Here is a 21,157-nt window from a genome sequence, read left to right as displayed (position 1 = left end):
TGGAAGAGCATACCAAAAGGGCATTTATCAAAGAATAGGAATAGAACAGAATGGGTGAAGTATCAGCAGTATAAATCCATATTGTACAAAGTATAAAAGGCAAAAAATGAAGCAGTATGTGCCGCATCCGTATATATCTCTTATAAAATGTCTGTTGTATCAGGTACAAAATAGGACCATATAACAGCGAAAACGGAATACCTATATTTAAAAACAATGCTGCAAGATGCAATAGCGTTAATAAACCGATCAGTAGAGTCAGGGAATTAAATACACGATCGGGTAAAATTCTATCAATTTGCATTACTTTATTTAAACATTGAAATAAGATGTAAACTGCTTGATAATATCTTAAGAAAGCTATTAAAAAGAAATCAAAAAGAATACTGGAAAAGGTTTAGGTATTCAAATTGAAAGACAAATATATCGAGACCGATCTTCTTTAGACAAAATAAATTTCAAATAACTACCTACAATTAAAACATTAAACCTTAATGTTATTTTATTTATAAGGTACATATATTAACGCATAAAAAAATAACATTGGTCACTTTTTTTAATTCACGATAAGCTGAAAAATACTAAGAAAACTATCTATACTTCAACAGATTACATTCAATAAGTGCTGCAAGATTTGTATTTATATGTATGATCCGGAATATTAAGCAATAAATAGGAAGATTTATTTAATTTTCCTCTTCTCCCTTTTTACGTTCTGTATCACTCCAGGCATTTTTTACAGAAGAATTATCATCCACAGACATATCATCTAATAATTCATTTTCCAGTTCACGGATGGTTTCCTGAACCATTTGTATGTATTCAGATCCCTTGTCTCTGATACGCGCAAGTTTATATAAAGATTTCTCCTCCAGTTTGGAGAATTTCTGAGAAGCACGATACACTGTATAACGTCTGTATCCAAGTTCAGTCATGACGTCCACTCCCATTCGCAAGGCAATATCTGTTCCGACCCGGTATACACGATCCACATCATTTTCTATAAGATCATAGGCTAGATTTCGTGTGTTTGCTATAGCGACAATTTTGAGATGACTGAAATGTTTTTTGACCATATGTACCAGTTTCATATGATCTTCATCATTGTCAAATGCGCTGACAATAATACTGGCTGTAGATGCTCCGGCAGATTTCAGAAGGTCATAACGTGTAGGATCTCCGAAATACACTTTAAATCCGTATTTACGTAGCATTTCTACTCGATCACCATTATAATCCAGAATGGTTGTTTCTACTTTATTGAGATGTAAAAATCGGGCAACGATCGTACCGACCTGTCCAAATCCGGCAATAATTACTTTTTTATTTTCATTTACTTCATCAAATTCTCTTTCTTCAGATTCAGGAGGATTTGCCAGATTATTCAATCGTGGAAGAATCAGCTTATCGGCTACCAGCAACAGAATAGGTGACAAAGCCATACTTACAGCGACCACAGCGACCATAATATTGATCGTTTCTGAACTCAATAACTGAAGCTGACCTATGATACTGAATAAGACAAAAGCAAACTCTCCCATTTGTGCCAGAGAAACAGCCAGAATTATCCGTTGATCTATTTTCAATTTAAAAACTACGGCCAGCACATACAATACGATAATCTTGACAAGCATAAAAAGTCCGACCCACATCGATATGGTACTCGCTTCCTGCCATACAAAGAAAATATTGATAGAGGCTCCTACCGCTATAAAAAATACTCCAAGCAGAAGACCTTTGAAAGGCTCGAGGTCACTTTCCAGCTCGTGTTTAAATTCACTGTTTGCTAAGACCACACCAGCCAAAAATGCACCTAAAGCAGGACTCAATCCTACTTTCTGCATGATAAAAGCGATAAGAACAATAAGAAGTAAAGCTCCTACCAGAAACAGTTCACGCATACCTGTACGTGTAATAACCCGAAGGATAGGACCTACTATATATTTACCGATCAGTACTACGATAGCAACAGCAGCCAGAAGAGATACAGCTTTAGCCGGACCACTGATATCTGTCAGCCAGGTATCTCCTTCTGTCGTTACAGCAGATGCATTATCAGCAAGTAAAGGCAAGAGGGCTAATATAGGGATGACCGCAATATCCTGAAACAATAATACAGCAAAAGAGCTCTTGCCGGCAACGGTATCCAACCAGCCCTTTTCTCCCAGTGACTGCATTACTATTGCAGTAGAAGATAAGGCCAGTGTTAGTCCGAGAACAAGCCCTTCTTTCCATGAAAAGCCCATTAACGAACAGATAGTTGCAATCAACAGCGCTGAAAGAATAACCTGTAATCCACCCATACCCAATATAGGACCTCTCAACTTCCATAATGTTCCGGGATCTAACTCCAAACCAATAAGGAAAAGCATCATCACAACTCCAAACTCGGCGACGTGCATAACATCTTGCGTACCACTACCTACCCATTGCAAAACAGAGGGGCCAATAATTACTCCGGCAATAAGATATCCAAGCACAGAACCAAGACCAAGTTTTTTGGCAATAGGTACAAAAATTACCGCCGAACCCAGATAGGCTATGATCTGAAATAAAAATGATGAATCCATTATGCTTGATCTTTAAGTTGATTTAAATATGAAAATTGCTGTAAAGCAGATGCTTCAAATGTGCCGGACTGCAATACCTGTAAGTGGGATATAAATTGTTCTATATCCTGTTCAATATCTTTGGGGCCTTTACTGAATGTCCCGTCTATAACATACGGAGGTAAATAATGCATATGACAAAGTGCAGCAGTCTGTTTATACGGCAGCAAAAAGTCTTTAAGCGGATAACCGTGATGTCCTCCCTCCTGGTAAGCTTCCATAGTGGCTCCGGTCGTAACCGCATTGAAGATCCACTTGTCTTTGAGAGCGGTTCCTTTTGATCCGTAAGCCCAGTCATGCAGTAAGACCAGATCAATCCATTGTTTGATAATAGGCGGAGCCGAATACCAATAAATAGGATGCATCCATATAATGATATCATGCCGTTCCAAAGCAGCCTGTTCTACCCGCACCGGAATATCAAAATCAGGATATAACTCATACAGATCTCTTACCGAAATATTCGGTAATGACCGCATGCGTCTGATTAATTTTTTATTTACAACAGATTGTTCTAATGTAGGGTGTGCAAACAGCACGAGTATCTTCAGCATGTTGATTCAGTTAAAAGCCGGTGTAAAATTGATCAAATTTAAATTAGCAACTCTTGATCTATGTTAAATTTATTATATTTTTTTGTTTTTTCATTATGACTGTCATTAAGAAAACATATCAGCTATACCCATAAAAAAAGGGCAGCTCTCCGAAGAGAACTGCCCTTTTTTTGTTTGTTTTTCCTAGTATTTAAGTACTTTCACTTCTGTACGTCGGTTGGCCTGATGCTGTTCTTCTGTACATTTCACGCCATTAGCACATTCATTTACCAGTTTGGACTCCCCATAACCTTTGGAGACAAGGCGTTCCCTGGCAATTCCTTTACTAATGATATATTCTACTGCAGATTTTGCTCTTCGGTCTGATAGTTTCATATTGTAACTGTCTGATCCGCGGCTATCCGTATGACTGGACAGCTCGATCTGAAGAGTCGGATTCTCAATCATGGTATTCACCAGTTGATCCAGCACTTTTGCTGCATCCGGTCTGATATCTGATTTGTTGAAATCATAATATATGTTATCCAGCACAAAAACAATTCCTTCTTTATTTACAGGTTGTAATTTAAAGCTTGCAAACAGGGTGGTATCTTTTGTTGCTCTGATAGCAGGTACAAATAATGAATCTGACATAAACCCATCTTTGGAGACGACTATCTTTTGTGCCAGCTTACTCTGAAGTTCGGTATCGAAAGTCGGACTATTCGCAAAGAAAGTAGACAGTAATTTGCCTTTATCATCAAATATGCGGACCTGAGTCTGCCCCAGCGGATCAGTACTTTCCTTATCAAAGACTTTTCCCTGAAGACGGATTGTTATTTTTGGCTTAGTGTATACAAATGAATAGATATCATCTCCCCCTGCTCCTCCTGTTCGGTTAGAGGAAAAATACCCATACTGGCGTTCTTCATCATCTGCAGAAACGACATATGCAAAATCATCTGTTGAAGAGTTCACAGGAGATTTCAGATTCTCTCTGCCTCTGAAATTACTTTTACTACCTACCGCTTTGAACACGTCTAATCCTCCCATGCCGGCATAACCATTACTGGAAAAGTATAGCGTATCTCCAAATGTGGATGGAAACATCTCATCTCCGGGAGAATTGATTTCATTGCCTGCGTTAGCCGGCGTTCCCCAAGTACCGTCTGTATTCGCCAGGCTGTACCAGATATCTACCCCTCCTTTTCCTCCGGGCATATCAGAAGCAAAGTACAATACTTTTCCATCTGTGCTCAGACTGGCATGTCCTACAGAATATTTTTCTACATTATTATAGGGAAATGCTTCTGGTATCCATGATTCTCCACTCTTCTTATACAGTATAAGTTCAAGATTATGTTTTTTGAAACGCATACCATCTCTCTTTACTTTCTCAGCACTATTTCCTGCATACGTCCGTGTTACATACAATACATCCTGATCCTGATTGGTAGTCACGGGTCCGACATAATATTTAGCATCGTTATAAACACCATCTGACAATACAGGATACTTTAATGTAATCCCGTCTTCATCTCTTCCTGCTGAAAAGATCCTCAGGTAAGCATTTCCTGTCATGTCACTTTTATCAACTGTGGCTACAGACGGTTCCCCGCTGTAAAGTACTCCATTACTCAATGGTAAAACCCCAAACTCGGAGAAACTTGTATTTACTTCTTTTTCATTCTTAAGAACATGGGTAGTCGGCTTTGCAGTCCAAAGCAGGGCTGAATCACAACCATCGATCTCTATCTGAATATTTTTCCCATCCGGAAATCGCTGCTTATAATCTACAAATTGCTTTTTTGATTCCACATATTGTCCATTTATCTTCAGTATCTGCGCATATTTCCAGAATGCATCCTTGTTTTTGCTGTCCAGATCTGTGGCACGCTTCAGCCATTGTTCTGCCAATGTGTATTCGTTGATCTGATAGTAGGAGTCTGCAACAGCATAAACTTCCTTGACGGACAATTCTTTCTTCTCTTCAATCCTGTTATAGATCTGAGCGGATTTTGCATAATCTCCGGAAAGATAGAACTGATAGGCTCTGTCTCTCAGTGACGGCTGTTCCTGCGCCTGCACCTGCTCTCCGTTTATCAGTAGAGCGCCTAATGCTGCTGTAACTATTAATTTTCCAAACGCTTTCATCATAATATCATTTAGCTTAGAAGAACCTAGGATTCAAGTATTGTGTAGCCCCGCGGCGTCCGAATGTAATACCAAGCGTGATCTCATGTGAGCCATTCTGTACTCCGCTCAATTTGTTGATCATGGCATCATAAGAATATCCGATACGAAGTCTGTCTGTGGCATAAAACTGCGCTATACCTGTAATGGCATTCATCGAACTCAACTTATCAACCGATCTGTCCTGATACTGTCTGTTAAATAAACGGGCTCGTGTACGGTATCCTGCTCCTATCCAAAATTTGCCATTAAATACAAACATGGCATTGACATCCAGAGAAGTCGGTCCTTTAAAATCTTCTTTAAGCAAAATACTTGGTCTCAAATGCACTCCTCTGCTCAACTCTAATAATGCTCCCGCAATAAAATATCCACTTATAGTACGATACAGGCTTTCAGAAGTATTCTGGTTAAATCTGTAATCTGTACCTGAATTCGTCCCATTAAAAAGATCCTGTACAGACAAGCCTGCATACCATTTCGGATTATAATAATAAACACCTAAACGGATATCCGGTACCCAGTCTGAAATTTTGCCATCCGGGATAATGGGGTCATTTGGATCGTTTGCATCCAGTTTATTTCCATCAAGGCTATATTGTGTTACACCCCCGGCCACTCCGAGACTCAGTCTTTGTGTATCCTCATCATCCAACTGGAGACGAAACGCGTAATTGGCATACGCAGATGTAGCGGCCTGCGCGCCTAGTTTATCAGCAGTAACATTGAATCCGACACCGTGACGTTTTGAATAAGGATCCAGAACTCCGTCTATAGAAACGGTTCCCGTCTTAGGCGCTCCGCTCCAACCAGTCCACTGACTACGAAGACCTACCTGAGCAAACCACTCCTCCTTATAACCTGCATAGGCAGGATTGACACTCATCGAATTGAACATGTACTGCGTAAACTGGATACTCTGCTGGGCACTGACCTTGGTCAGCCCCAGCAATCCTGCTACTATTATCACTGCATATTTTCCGTATTTCATGTTGTTATTATTTTTAGTAAATAATACAATTTAGTCTATTACTGATTCTAGTTTCTCTTAATTAATACGTCTCCTTTGACTACTTCTTTAACACCATTCTTGGTCGTCTCAATGATGTAGAAATATGTTCCTGCATTCAGATTAAGACCTTCCCAATTGTTGTCATAGTTTGCATTGCGATAGACCTCATTACCCCATCTGTTGATGATGGTCAGACTCACGCGATCGTAGGTTTCGATACCTTTCAAGACAAACTTATCATTGATATTATCTCCATTCGGTGTAATGACATTTGGTACGATCAACGGATTTGACAATACATTGATTTTAACCACTGCCGCATTACTCCATCTTCCTTTCACATCTTTCACACGGTAACTAAACTGATCCACACCTACAAATACTTTATTTGGCAGATAAGTGACGGTTCCGTCTATATTCACTGATGTCGTACCTTCTGCTGCATTTGTGACGATTTCGACAGTAGCCGGATCGATTGCCCATTTGGTCACCTGATCGTTAGCCAGTACTTCTATCTTCACTTCGTTTGCAGCTTTTGTTTCAGCCTCATCATCTACCGCCAGTATCGTCTGGAAGTCTACAGGTATAGGATCAGTGTCATCCTTATCATCCTCCGGATCTGTATCCGGATTTTTGCCCGGAGCCCATACGGTGATACCATTTGTGATCGTTGCAGCTGCGTCATCAGATACTGTCGCAGCAACTTTAACCAGGATTTTACCTCCTACCGGTATTGCTGCTGTCGTCGTTACCGAAGCACTGTTGCTCGTTCCGCTGACAGTTGCTGTTCCGCTGATAATACTGTAACCTGTAACAGTAACTCCTGTTCCCGGACGCTCTCTCAGACTGATTACTTTACCAGTCTCCATTACAGAAGGACCATCATTTGTGATCGTAAGGGTAAAGCTTGTTGCTTCGCCTGCTTTCACTCTTGCTTCATCTGCTACCTTGGTAATCGATAGCTTAGTTTCGCGATCTACAGGAATCGGATCTGTATCATCTTTATCATCTTCCGGATCCGTTCCAGGATCTTTATCAGGACCCCAAACGGTGATTCCGTTGGTGATAGTTGCCGGAGCGTCTGCAACTACATTTGCGGTTACTTTGACCACTATTGTAGCACCTACCGCAATATTTGCAGTTGTTGTCAGTTTTGCTGTATTAGCAGTACCTGCTACTGTTGCAGCACCACTAGCCACACTGTAACCGGTGATGGTTACTCCTGCTCCCGGACGCTCAGTCAGACTGATCACTTTTCCTGTGCTGATAATTGCCGGACCATTGTTTGTAATGGTAAGTGTAAAGCTTGTACTTGTACCTGCTTTCACTCTTGCCTGATCCGCAACTTTAGTGATACTCAATTTGTATTCACGGTCTACAGGAATCGGATCCGTATCATCTTTATCATCCTCCGGATCTGTACCCGGATCCTTGTCAGGTCCCCATACGGTGATACCGTTTGTAACAGTCGCCGGAGCATCTGCTGCAATATCCGCAGTTACTTTTACGACAATTGTTCCTCCTACTGCTATCGTTCCGTTTGCAGTTACTTTAGCCGTATTACCTGTTCCGGTCACTGTTGCATTACCGCTGGCCACTGTGTAACCTGTAATAGTTACTCCTACGCCCGGACGTTCTGTCAGACTGATCACTTTACCGGCTGCTAAGGTCTCAGGACCATCATTTGTCAGCGTGATTGTAAAGCTGGTGCTCGTACCCGCTTTCACTCTTGCCTGATCCGCAACTTTAGATACACTGATATGATTTGCAATTACGAATGTTGCTTTTGCAGGGCTGTTCGCGATAGAACGGTTAGCTACCTGTGCATCTACCGTGACGGTTCCGGCTTTAGTTGACGTCACCTGAACAACGGATTTGCCATTCGCATCTGTAATAATACTTCGTGTTGCCGTAGTACCATCAGGATTTGTGATACTGAATACGACTGTTGTGTTGGCTATCGGATTGAGGAATGCATCCACGATAGTCGCTGTGAATTCGTTGTAATCCGTACCATTTGCAATAGCACCATCTTTGGTTACTGCCAGATTAGATTTACTGTAATCTACCGGACCGGCTACGAATTGAGCGGTTGCCGGGCTATTCGCGATAGAACGGTTAGCTACCTGAGCATCCACTGTTACAGTTCCTGTTTTGGTAGATGTTACCTGTACAATTGATTTGCCATTCGCATCTGTTGTAATATTCTGTGTTGCAGTAGTACCATCAGGATTTGTGATACCAAATACGACAGTTGTATTTGCAATTGGGTTATTAAATGCATCCACTATCGTTGCTGTGAATTCATTGTAATCTGTACCATTTGCAATAGCTCCATCTTTGGTTACCGCCAGATTAGATTTGTCATAGTCTACCGGACCAGCTACGAATGTCGCTTTGGCAGGACTGTTCGCAATTGAACGGTTTGCTACCTGCGCATCTACCGTTACGGTTCCTGCTTTAGTAGATGTCAACTGTACAATGGATTTGCCATTTGCATCTGTAGTGATACTCTGTGTTGCCGTAGTACCATCAGGATTTGTGATACTGAATACGACCGTTGTATTGGCTATTGGATTGACGAATGCATCCACGATAGTTGCTGTGAATTCGTTGTAATCCGTACCATTTGCGATAGCTCCGTCTTTAGTTACAGCAAGATTAGATTTATCATAATCTACCGGACCGGCAACGAACGTAACCGTCTGCGGACTTCCGCTGATTGCTGTGCCGGCTACACCTGCACTGACAGTTACAGCACCAATCTTCGTACTCGTCAATTCCAATACAGATTTGCCGTTAGCAGCTGTTACTATATTCACAGTTTTTGCCTGACCGTCCACCAGATCGGTGTATCCGAAATCTACTGTAGCTCCTGCAATCGGATTATCAAATGCATCTACGATAGTAGCTTCCAGAATATTCTTATCTACGCCATTAGCTGTAGCGCCGTCTTTAATAATAACTAATTTCGATTTACCATAGTCTACCGGACCGGCTACAAATTGAGCATTAGCCGGACTGTTGGCAATTGAACGGTTTGCTACCTGTGCATCTACCGTTACGGTTCCTGCTTTAGTAGATGTCACCTGTACAACGGATTTACCATTTGCATCTGTAGTGATACTCTGTGTCGCCGTAGTACCATCAGGATTTGTGATGCTGAATACGACTGTTGTACTTGCAATTGGGTTATTAAATGCATCCACGATCGTTGCTGTGAATTCATTGTAATCTGTACCATTTGCGATGGCTCCATCTTTGGTGACCGCCAGATTAGATTTGTCATAATCTACCGGACCAGCTACGAAGGTAACCGTCTGCGGACTGCCACTGATTGCTGTGCCGGCTACACCTGCACTGACAGTCACAGCGCCAATCTTTGTACTGGTCAGTTCCAGAACGGATTTGCCGATAGCAGCTGTTACTATATTTGCAGTCTTCGCTAAACCGTCTGTCAGATCGGTGTATCCGAAGTCTACTGTAGCTCCTGCAATCGGATTATCGAATGCATCTACAATAGTAGCTTCCAGGATATTCTTATCTACACCATTGGCTGTAGCGCCGTCTTTAATAATAACTAATTTCGATTTACCATAATCTACAGGTCCGGCTACGAAGGTAACGGTCTGCGGACTGCCACTGATTGCTGTGCCGGCTACACCTGCACTGACAGTCACAGCGCCAATCTTCGTACTGGTCAGTTCCAGAACAGATTTACCTGAAGCATCTGTCACTATATTCACCGTCTTAGCTAAACCGTCTGTCAGATCTGTATATCCAAAGTCTACTGTAGCTCCTGCAATCGGGTTATCAAATGCATCTACGATCGTAGCTTCCAGGATATTCTTATCTACACCATTGGCTGTAGCGCCATCTTTAATAATAACTAATTTCGATTTATCATAGTCTACCGGACCAGCTACGAAGGTAACGGTCTGCGGACTTCCGCTAATCGCTGTGCCGGCTACACCTGCACTCACATCGATAGCACCAATCTTCGTACTGGTCAGTTCCAGAACGGATTTGCCATTAGCAGCTGTTACTATATTGACTGTCTTCGCTAAACCATCTGTCAGATCTGTATATCCAAAGTCTACTGTAGCTCCTGCAATCGGGTTATCAAATGCATCCACGATCGTAGCTTCCAGAATATTCTTATCTACCCCATTGGCTGTAGCGCCGTCTTTAATAATAACTAATTTCGATTTACCATAATCTACAGGTCCGGCTACGAAGGTAACGGTCTGCGGACTACCACTGATTGCGGTACCGGCCACTAAAGCACTTACATCAATAGCACCGATCTTCGTACTGGTCAGTTCCAGTACAGATTTGCCTGAAGCATCTGTTACTATATTAACCGCTTTCACCTGACCGTCTACCAGATCTGTATATCCAAAGTCTACTGTAGCTCCTGCAATCGGGTTATCGAATGCATCTACGATAGTAGCTTCCAGAATATTCTTATCCACGCCATTGGCAGTAGCTCCGTCTTTGATGATAACCAGTTTAGATTTACCATAATCTACAGGCCCTGCTACGAAGGTAACAGTCTGCGGACTTCCACTAATCGCTGTACCTGATACTTCTGCACTGACAGTCACAGCCCCGATTTTCGTACTAGTCAGTTCTAAAACTGATTTACCGTTAGCACCTGTCACGACATTGACTGTCTTCGCTAAACCGTCGACCAGATCAGTGTAACCAAACACTACGGCTGCACCTGCAATCGGATTATCAAATGCATCCACGATCGTAGCTTCCAGGATATTCTTATCTACGCCATTGGCTATAGCTCCGTCTTTAGTAATAACCAGTTTAGATTTATCATAATCTACAGGTCCGGCTACGAAGGTAACGGTCTGCGGACTTCCGCTGATCGCTGTGCCGGCTACACCTGCACTCACATCGATAGCACCGATTTTCGTGCTGGTCAGTTCCAGTACTGATTTGCCCAACGCATCTGTTACTATATTGACTGTCTTCACCAGACCATCTGTCAGATCTGTATATCCGAAGTTTACTGTAGCTCCTGCAATCGAGTTATCAAATGCATCCACGATTGTAGCTTCCAGAATATTCTTATCTACCCCATTCGCAATCGCACCGTCTTTGATAATTACTAATTTCGATTTACCATAATCTACCGGACCGGCTACGAAAGTAACCGTCTGCGGACTTCCACTAATCGCAGTCGCTGCAACAGTCGCTGCAACAGCTACATCACCAATCTTCGTACTGGTAATATCCAGTAATGCGATACCTGATGCATCTGTATTCAGCTGAGTAGTTACGACACTGCCTGTAACCAGACTTGTGTAACTAAAGTCTACTGCTGTAGCTGCGATCGGGTTATCAAATTCATCCACTATAGTTGCACGAAGCGTATTTACATCTGTACCGTTTGCGATAGCGTTGTTTTTAACTATTTCTAATTTTGATTTTGTATAATCTACTTGCTGCGGAGCTACGACAAGAGCTGCCACAGGAGATATAATATCACAACCTTTTGTGCTGCTAATCAAGGCACGGAACTCATAGCGTGTACCTGCTGCTACCAAAGGAACTGTTCTCACTAATGTAGAAGTCGCCTGACCTGCTATAGCAGTCCATGTTCCTCCGATTAGCTCCTGCCACTGGAATGTTGCTGTCGCATCATCTACAGTCAATTCAAATGTTGCTGTTTTACCAGGAGACAGACTGATTTCATTACCCGAACGAACCTGTCCGTTGATGTTAAGTGTCTGCACTACCGGAAGCGGATTGATCAGAACTTCAATCTCTTGTCTTGGCCCTATTTCACAACCTTGTCTTACAGCCTGTATAAAATACTTATGTACGCCTGCGGTTGTCGTTGCAGGAATTGTAAAGTTCAGCTGATCTGAAGTTACCAGCAGATTACCATTTTCATCATACACAGCATAGACCGTACAATCATCCTGTTTCTTGATCGTCAGATTATCTCCCTGACAGATTTCCAATGTAGTACCAGGTGTATTTCCGTAATCTATAGTAGGTATGATACTGACATCATAAACCTTGATCTGATTGCCCAGATTCACATTTACAACATCACCGTAAGAAATCTGCACGCGATCAAATGGCTGATCGAATGGTGTCATCATCAGTTTCTTCTTATTCGCAGAGAAACTCAATAATTTCAGTTTCAAGATATCAGCACTGTTATCCAATGTAGGACCTACTTTCGCTGTTCCTAAATAACGTTGAATCTCAAAACCTGAAAGCAGGCTCAGATTAAGAAGTGCATTGCCTGAATCCTCAATGATAATACGCAATGAATCCGTAGGCATAGTCTGCGACTTGAATACAGGTGTCAGACTCGCGACATTCAATACCGCAGCACCTCTGTTGATTTGCGCAGCAGTATTCAGATCATTATCCACAGCTAACCATGGGTCTATCACACTTGCTGTTGCACTTGCTACTCCCAGACCTATATCCTGTACGCCATAAAGCATATCTAAAATATTACTGTTTGTCTGGTTATCAATCGGTGCACAATCTACAGCGCCGGTTTTTGTATAATATGCATGATATACTTTTGCATTCTGAGCCAGACTCAGCAATGCTCCCTGCACAATACGTACGCCTTTGTATGCTTTCGGCCCTGATCCACTTGCAGGTACAAATGTGTACTCTACAACATTGTCTGCAACAAGAAGATCCAGAAGTCCACCCTGTACGGATTTAAGTGTTCCGATATCATTACCGTTTGCATCCAGTCCGACAACAGACAGACCGCTTGCAACAGATAGTAAGCTATACTCTTTACCTAATTTAATAGTAACAGGAGTACCTGCAGGTACGACCTGATCAAAGTTTACATTTTGCCATGTTGTACCGATTCCTAACAATCCTAATCCGGTAGTTATGGTTGAATATGTTTTAGGATTACCATCTACTGCATTAGCACCATCGCTCACTCCTCCAGTAATAATACTTCCGGAAGACTGTGTATTTGCATACACACGTACCAATTGCGGAGGACAGCTGTTTGCATCATACACCTGTATAAGAACAGATTGCGATGAGGTACATCCTGTTGCATCATTCTGTGCTACTACTGTGTATGTGTATACACCCGGAGCAGCGAATGATGGTGTCAGGTTGGTTGTTTCCACACCCGCCTGATCATACCATTTTACAGTCACTCCTGTAGCTGGTGAAGTTGTAACCGTCGGAAGGGTTACCGCTACATTGACTGCAGTTGTGATTCTGGTTTCTCCGGTTAACGTAATTACCGGAAGTGGGTTTATTACTATTGTCACATCAGCAGATTCCAGACTTTCACATCCGGTCAGCTGATCTGTTACTTTAACGGTATATACTCCACCGGTAGAGACAAAGATTTTCTGTCCTGTTACCGGAACGGTGGTTCCGTTGTTATTTTCTGTAAGTAATAGGCCGTCTTTGTACCACTGATTACCTGCAGTTGCACTTGAGGTCAATTCAATAATTGATCCTTCACATGTTGGCGCAGTTGGCGCAGTGATCACCGGTTGTGCCGGTCTTGGTGTAACAATCACCTCTACTGCTGCGGATACATCACTGCTACATCCTGTAGCATTCACATCATTGAATGCTTTTACAGTATATAATCCGGCTTCATTAACAGTTAATGTATTCGTATTGGTATTTAAGAATACCACCCCGTTTTTATACCATTGATATGAAGATGCTCCTGCAGAAGTCGCTGTCAACACAGTCGAACCTGTACCTTCACATATTGTGGCAGAGCCTGTAATACTGATGGTAGGTATAGGTGGCAGATTTAACACCGAAATCTCAATTTCTTTTGCCGGTGTATTGAAACAGAATCCATCTCCTGACAAGACCACATAATAAGTAGTTGTCACAGCAGGACTTAATCTCTGAACCGGTCCGACAAGTGGCGTTCCTGTCAATGCAGGATTGGTGTACCACAGATACACTGCATTTGGAATATTTAACGCTGTTGATGCCGTTATTTCCACTTCATCACCCACACATATGGTTCCTGATGTCGGAGCCAGCGTGATATCAGCAGCAACTACCGGTGTACAGTTTGTCTGTAGTTCAGACAGTGCCTGCTTGGTTTTATTTGGTTGTCCGGAAATTTCATTTGCAAAGCTCACGACCGAAGTATTTGTGATCTTATCTACTCCCGGAGGAATGGCACCTACCAACACTTTATAGCTAAAGGTCAGTGTTTGATCTACTGCTAATGAAGGAATCACAAAAGTTGCTTCATTTCCAGCTACTGTACCTCCACCGGTTATTGTTCCGGCTTCATATGTAGTATGCGTAGGAATAGGCGCTGTAATCGTCACATTTGTGAGCGCTGCATTTCCTGTATTTTTGACCGTTAATGTATAAGTAATTACGTCGCCTTCGACAGCTTTACTTGTACTGGTCGTGTTATTACTCAAGCCCAGCAATGCAAAATCAACATCATGTGCAGGAGTCACCGCAATCACGGTTCCTGTCTGCGTGATGTCCGGACCTCCGGTCAACGGATCACTGTTATTGATTGGTGGATGTGATTGTACACCCGGGTCAGCAGGGTTGAGTTTTGCTAACGCAATATTGTTAATCTGTGTGATGTTAGTCAGATCTTTAATGACTGTAGCTATAAAGGATACAGACCGTACCTGCCCTACCGGAATATCTAATGGAGCGAAGTTGACGGTACCACCTGTAAGCGTACCCCCGTTTTTATGTGTCAATCCTGCAGGCAATACATCACTGACCAGTACACCTGTGGCATTCTGGTTTCCGTCATTGCGTACATAGATTGTATACTGTACATCTTCACCACCTTTTACACTGGTGATCGTTGCATCATTATTTACTTTATACGCTTTCCATGATACGAGGTTGTTCACAGGAGTTACATCCAGAGAAGTTCCAGGTCCGGCACCCGTATTAGGCTCCGTAGGATTAGCATTATTTACCGGAGGGAAACTCTCTGCCGGCACATTATTTTCATTACTTTTTACTGTAGCGATATTAGTTATTTTGGTGATACCGCTCAGGTTTTGATTTACAGATACAGTAAATGTCAACGGCCCGTTGGTCGCTCCTACTGCTAATGTAGGAATCACAAATGAAACGGTACCGCTTGCCTGTGAACCTCCCGACACATAAGTGACTCCGGCAGGCAATACATCACTGATCTGAACATTATTCAGTACCTGATTACCATTATTTCGGACATAGATAGCATACTCTACCTGCTCTCCGCCTTTGACTGCCGTGATACTTGCATCTGTATTGACTTTGTATGCTTTCCATGATACAGCAGATGCTATTGGTGTAACAGGTATTTTTGTTCCTGTTCCGGCTGTTTCATCCGGCTCATTAGGATTACCAACTGCAGGCGGGAATGTCTCTTTCCCCGGATCAGCAGCATCTTTCTTCACTAATGCGACGTTAGTAATGTTTGCTACACCTGTCAGATCTGGATTTACGGTTACTTTGAAACTCAGCGTAGCAGTAGCGCCTGCAGCAATATCTACATTGCTGAATGTCACTACTCCTGAAGATAATGAACCTCCGGAAGCATCAGCAGATCCTGCAACGTAAGCGGTATTTGCAGGGATAGCATCCGTAACGATATAATCATTGAGCGCTACATTTCCTGTATTGCGGACATGGATGGTATATTCCACTTCCTCTCCGCCTTTTACAGTTGTAATAGCCGGATCATTACTGACTTTAAATGATTTCCAAGTTTTGAACATTGGAGTATTACAGTCCTTTTCTACTGCGTATACTCTTAGAGCTGGCAGTGCACTTACGTTCAATACTCCTCTCAGACCGACACTAATCCTGTCGTAAGCTACTCCAGGTGCAAAAGGAATAACCCCTTTAGCTCCGTTATTTAAAATACCCAGTACATTCAGTCCGTTGATAAGTTGACTTTGTACATCTAATGTCGCAACCGGAGTTACTCCATTGTAAGCAATAATTTCTATACCCCCTATAAGATTTGCATCTAATGCACCGCTTCCATATTGTAATGTCAGATTAATGACTTCACTTGGTAAGGCCAGCTTACGGAAATCAAAGTATTGCTTCACAGAAGTTCCTACAGCAACATTGCCCAGACTTACTTCTGAATAATCGGTTGTATTGATATTGATTGCATGGTCAGGATTTGTCACACCGGATCCGGCCAGACCAAGAGCTGTCAATGCCAGCCCTCTTGCATCATAGGATGTGGTAAACACAGGCTGACAATCTGTTAATGGATTATCGACACATGCACCATATACATTCATTGAATTCGGTTGTGCCAACAGACCTAATGCCGAGTTGGTATGATCCGTGATACGGATAGCATCATATTGTGCAGATGGTGTGACAGCGATATAGTAGCGACCTAATTTATCCTGTACAATCCGAATTCTGTCGTTGTTATTATTGAAATTATTATTACTTCCTCCCTGAAGTATTACCGACCCAGCGTCTTTCACCTGTACAGAGAAATAGTGGTTTCCTAATACCAGATTATTCACCACACTGGCCAATGTGCCGCCGATACTTCCGCCCAGTAAATTATTCAGTAAAGCCTGATCAAAATCAATGCGTATATACGCTGTCTTGTTGGCTGCAATTTTTTGACCGAAACCTAATTCGACAAAACCTTCATATTTATTGCCCAGACCTAACAACAGACCTGCACCAGATTTCAATGTAGCATAACTGTCAAAATCGTTATCAAATAAATTATTGATGTCATCTGCATTGCCGGCATCGATTACAGAAGAGATACATACCGGATTTTCAAATGGTGAAGGAGTAGTCGTTGTCGGACATCCCTGACCGATACGTTTTACTTCATAAAGGCGTACAGAAGGTGTCAACGCTACATTGAGAGTAGATCCCACGATGATATCTACCCTGTCGTAAGGTAGTGTCGTTCTGTATGCAAGTGTCTGTATACCGCCTGAACGGAAGAGATTTAACAGGTTCAGGTTATTGATAAGTCCCTGTTGCAATGTAAATGTCTCTGCAACGGTACTGCCGTTATATGTACGTATCTGATATCTGCCCAGTAAATCTACGGATGCCAGACTTGAAGGATCTAGCTGCAAACGAACTTTTAACGTATCACCTGCAGTAGATAATTTATTGAAATATATACGCTGTGCTACCTGTGCAGCTACAGCAGCCGTCCCGGTTGAGATTTCAGAATAATCAGATGAACTTGGACTAATCGCATGGTCTGCATTGTTGACTCCGGCACCATTCAGCAATCCTAAGGAAAGTCCGGATTGGTCAAAGGATGTGAATTGAGCAGGAAGGCAGTTATTTACACCGATTTCATGACATGCTTCAAAGATTTTCATCGAAGCGACATTTTGTGTCAATCCGGCTAATGCAGGGAAATGTTCCGTAATTCGGATATTTTTGTAAGCTGCATTTGGTGTAATGGCGATGTAGTAACGACCGGCATTATCCTGTACAATGCGGAGATCTCCACCGTTTACATCTGTGAATCCCGCCTGACTGGAACCTGTTAGTACTGTTGTACCTCCGGTTTGAGCTGTTTTGGCATCCACTGAAAAATAGTGCTGTCCAAGCAGCAGTCCACCTACATTGTTGACAAGTGTTCCTAATGTCCCACTCAGTAAACGACCCAGCAGATCACCATCCATGTCTATACGGACATATGTCGTCTTATTTGCAGGAAGAGCTGTAGGGAATTCATATTCAAGGAAACCGTTGTAGGCTCCTATTCCCAGCAACTGTCCGTTACTTGCAGTCAGTGTTGCAAATGATTCGTTATTTCCATCAGCAGCAAGATTCGGATAATCTGCATGTTCCCATGCTACCACAGCAGCATCACAAGCCGGAGTTTCAAAAGGTGTAGCTGTTGCAGCAGGCAATGTAAAGTCTGGATCCGGACAGGCAGAACCCGGAGGGCCAAATCGTTTTACATCATAGACTTCCAATGAAGACTGGAATGCGCTTACATTGACCACACTGTTGACACGAATTTCCACCCGGTCAAACGCTTTACCAGGTGCAAAGGTTAACGTCCCCGGCTGACCGCCACCCAGAATTCCCAATACATTTGTTCCGTTCAGCAATCCGCCTCCTAATGATCTTCGGTATACTTCCGTACTGCCATTGTAAGCGATAACCTCATAAGCTCCTAACAGATCAACATTCAAAGTCTGACTAGCCTTGATCGCCAGTTTAATCTTGAATACCGAATTAGGATCACTTAATGAATTGAAATTAATATACTGAGACATAGAACCTGCTACCGCAAGTGCCCCAAGGTTAATTTTTGAAGAAGTATTGACATCATCATCGATAGCATATTCAGGAGCTAAAACTCCGGTATTTCCGATTTGCAACAATCCCAAAGTAATACCTGTTCCTTCGTAAGAAGTTGAAAATGCCGGGTCACAAATTGCAGAACTGTTATCATAGCATACACTGTATACATTCAGATATTTGTTAGGAGCAAGAACACCTAATGCTGACGCAGTATGATCAATTAATTTAATATTGGTGTAAGGTACGTCAGATTTTATAGCGATATAATATCTTCCGGCCTTGTCTTGTACGATTCGTATTTTTCCGGCAGCAGCACTGAAACTATTGGCACTGGAAGCGGATAGCAACGGAGCTCCGCCACCATTGTTGATTTGTACTTCAAAATAATGATTACCTAAGACCAGCCCGTTTACCAATCCACCGACCAGCTCTCCGATACTGCCTGCAAGTAAGGATTTCAACACATCCTGATCATAGTCTATACGGACATAAGCCGTTTTGCCCACCGGTACCGCAGAAGGAAAACTTACTTCCAGCTGCCCCTGTCTGCTCCCCAATCCGACCAGAATACCAGCATCAGAGCGAATAGTTGCATAGCTGTCAAAATTAGCGTCCACTGCATTTTGTGCATCATCCACATTTGACATCGACACGATAGTCGAGTTAGCACATACAGGCTGGAAAAGAGGACTTGCAGTCGGAGGAGGCTCCGGACATGCAGCACTTGTACGGGATACCCCATACAATCTGACTCCGGATCCGGTGGTCAGATTCACCGTTGAGAACAGCACCAGTTCTACCCTGTCATATTGCGCTGCAATATCAAAAGGGACCGTTACAATTCCGCCACTGTTCAGCAGACCCAGTACATCGAGGCCCCCGATCAAACCGCTTCCGATTACTTGCTCAAATACCTGCGTATTTCCGTTGTATGCACGTACTCCATATGCACCTATCAGATTCACATTCAGCGCTGTAGGATTTATCTGCATACGTACTTTCAGTTTGGAATTAGGCGCAGATAGTGTTGGAAAATAAATAGACTGAGAAGCGGATCCGCCTACCGCTAATGTTCCCAGACTGATTTCGGAGTAGTTAGAAGTATTTGCATCGATTGCATATGTTGGATTTTTTACTGTATTCGCTAACTGAACATTTATTCCTGTTACTTTCCCCTCATCTGTGTAGGTTGCAGGATCACAGGCTGTAGCCGAAGGTACTGCAAACGCATCATACACATTCAGCGTAAGCGAAGCGCCTAAGGAAAGACCCAAAAGTGCACTCTGACTTCTTAATTTGATGCGAACCGAATTGTATGATTGTGAAGATTTTACAGCTACATAGATATTTCCGGCGGCATCCTGTACTATTGATGAAACCACAGAAGCACTATTGATCATAGTGCCGTCACTGGAACTTGACGCTCCGCTATATACCTCAGGAATAATTACGTTTTGCTGCAGAAGACCGAGAAGTCCTCCAAGTCCTGTTACCAGATCCAGATTGAGCCCTCCCCCCGGTGTCGGTTTATCTATTTTGACATAGGTGGTTGTACCTGCTGTCAAGGCTGAAGGAAATTTCATCTGTAGCCAGGCTTCTCCTGAAACATCAATAATAGCAACAGATAAATTCGATGCTGTCAAGACAGCATGAGTACTTGGGTTTCCGTCAGCTGCCAATCCCGGACCTGTTACACTTGCCGCATTGGAATTCGTTGGTGTGTATCCACCACTTATAGCACCTAACAGAATTGTTGCCTGATTTTTCCCGGAAGAGGGAGCCACAGTAGCATATTGCCGGGTCTGTGCATGTCCCGTACCGGGGACGTTCATCAGAATCAAAGCCAATAGAATACACAGGTGCCAAATCCTCTTTGGCAAGGCTAAAGAATTAGTTTGCGGTTTCATAAGCAATTTCCTTTTCATTTAAAACAGCAGTCGAAAGCTGTAAACTCTTAGGTAATAAATGTTTTAAATAGATATCAGCAATTAAACAAAATTTGAAACTATTCAACTAGAAAAAGTGACTAATATCATTTTTTGTTCCTCACAAAGTTATCTAATAAAATAATTAAACTTAAATATTTTTTAAAAAATAATATTTTACCTTTTAGTTACTTAAAAATAACATATAGAATACACATGGTTAATTTAACTTTTTGGATAATACTTTTTGATTAGTAAAATATACACTAAGCCAGAGAGATGCAAAACACTTGCTTTTCAAGTTGCAGGTACAACTAAATTTATCAAAATCTAACTCTCAAAATCACAGAAGCATTTTTTAGACTTATTATACAATTCGTCTGTTTATCTCCTTCTGCCTAACAGACCGGAAAAGCACAGTTATTCCTCAAAAAAAATATTTTTCACATTGGAGAGACAAATTCGGCAATCAGGGCGCGTATATGCGAATTTAAACAGCCGCTAAAAGGCTTTTTTGCTTTTTTATTAACTATTTCACAATATATAAACTACTTTATCGTTTTATTTTCCTGCACCCGTTACTAGTTA

Annotated in this window: 5 protein-coding genes; all 5 read right to left on the bottom strand. The window is 42.2% G+C overall.

Going from position 1 to position 21,157, the window contains the following annotated elements:
* Positions 1 to 686: 686 nt before the first annotated feature.
* Positions 687 to 2,570 (bottom strand): monovalent cation:proton antiporter-2 (CPA2) family protein, encoded by a 1,884-nt coding sequence (locus B4B65_RS16205; RefSeq protein WP_293916930.1) that lies wholly within the window; start codon positions 2,568 to 2,570, stop codon positions 687 to 689.
* Positions 2,570 to 3,163, bottom strand: coding sequence for an NAD(P)H-dependent oxidoreductase (locus B4B65_RS16200; RefSeq protein WP_293916927.1), 594 nt, complete (start codon positions 3,161 to 3,163; stop codon positions 2,570 to 2,572). Before B4B65_RS16200 ends, B4B65_RS16205 begins: the two co-directional genes overlap by 1 nt.
* Positions 3,164 to 3,346: 183 nt before the next feature.
* Positions 3,347 to 5,299: an OmpA family protein gene (locus B4B65_RS16195; protein WP_293916924.1), complete on the bottom strand. Its 1,953-nt coding sequence runs from the start codon at positions 5,297 to 5,299 to the stop codon at positions 3,347 to 3,349.
* A 13-nt stretch (positions 5,300 to 5,312) separates the two neighbouring features.
* Positions 5,313 to 6,326, bottom strand: a complete 1,014-nt coding sequence (locus B4B65_RS16190; protein ID WP_201679924.1) for a PorP/SprF family type IX secretion system membrane protein — start codon at positions 6,324 to 6,326, stop codon at positions 5,313 to 5,315.
* A 47-nt stretch (positions 6,327 to 6,373) separates the two neighbouring features.
* Positions 6,374 to 20,551 carry an Ig-like domain-containing protein gene (locus B4B65_RS16185; RefSeq protein ID WP_293916920.1) on the bottom strand — a complete coding sequence of 4,726 codons (14,178 nt, stop codon included), beginning with the start codon at positions 20,549 to 20,551 and terminating at the stop codon, positions 6,374 to 6,376.
* Positions 20,552 to 21,157: the final 606 nt, after the last annotated feature.

It is taken from the genome of Sphingobacterium sp. UBA5789 (assembly GCF_002418355.1).
Taxonomy (GTDB): Bacteria; Bacteroidota; Bacteroidia; order Sphingobacteriales; family Sphingobacteriaceae; genus Sphingobacterium.
Note: the sequence above shows the minus strand (reverse complement) of the source record. Positions and strands in the feature narration are given on the sequence as shown.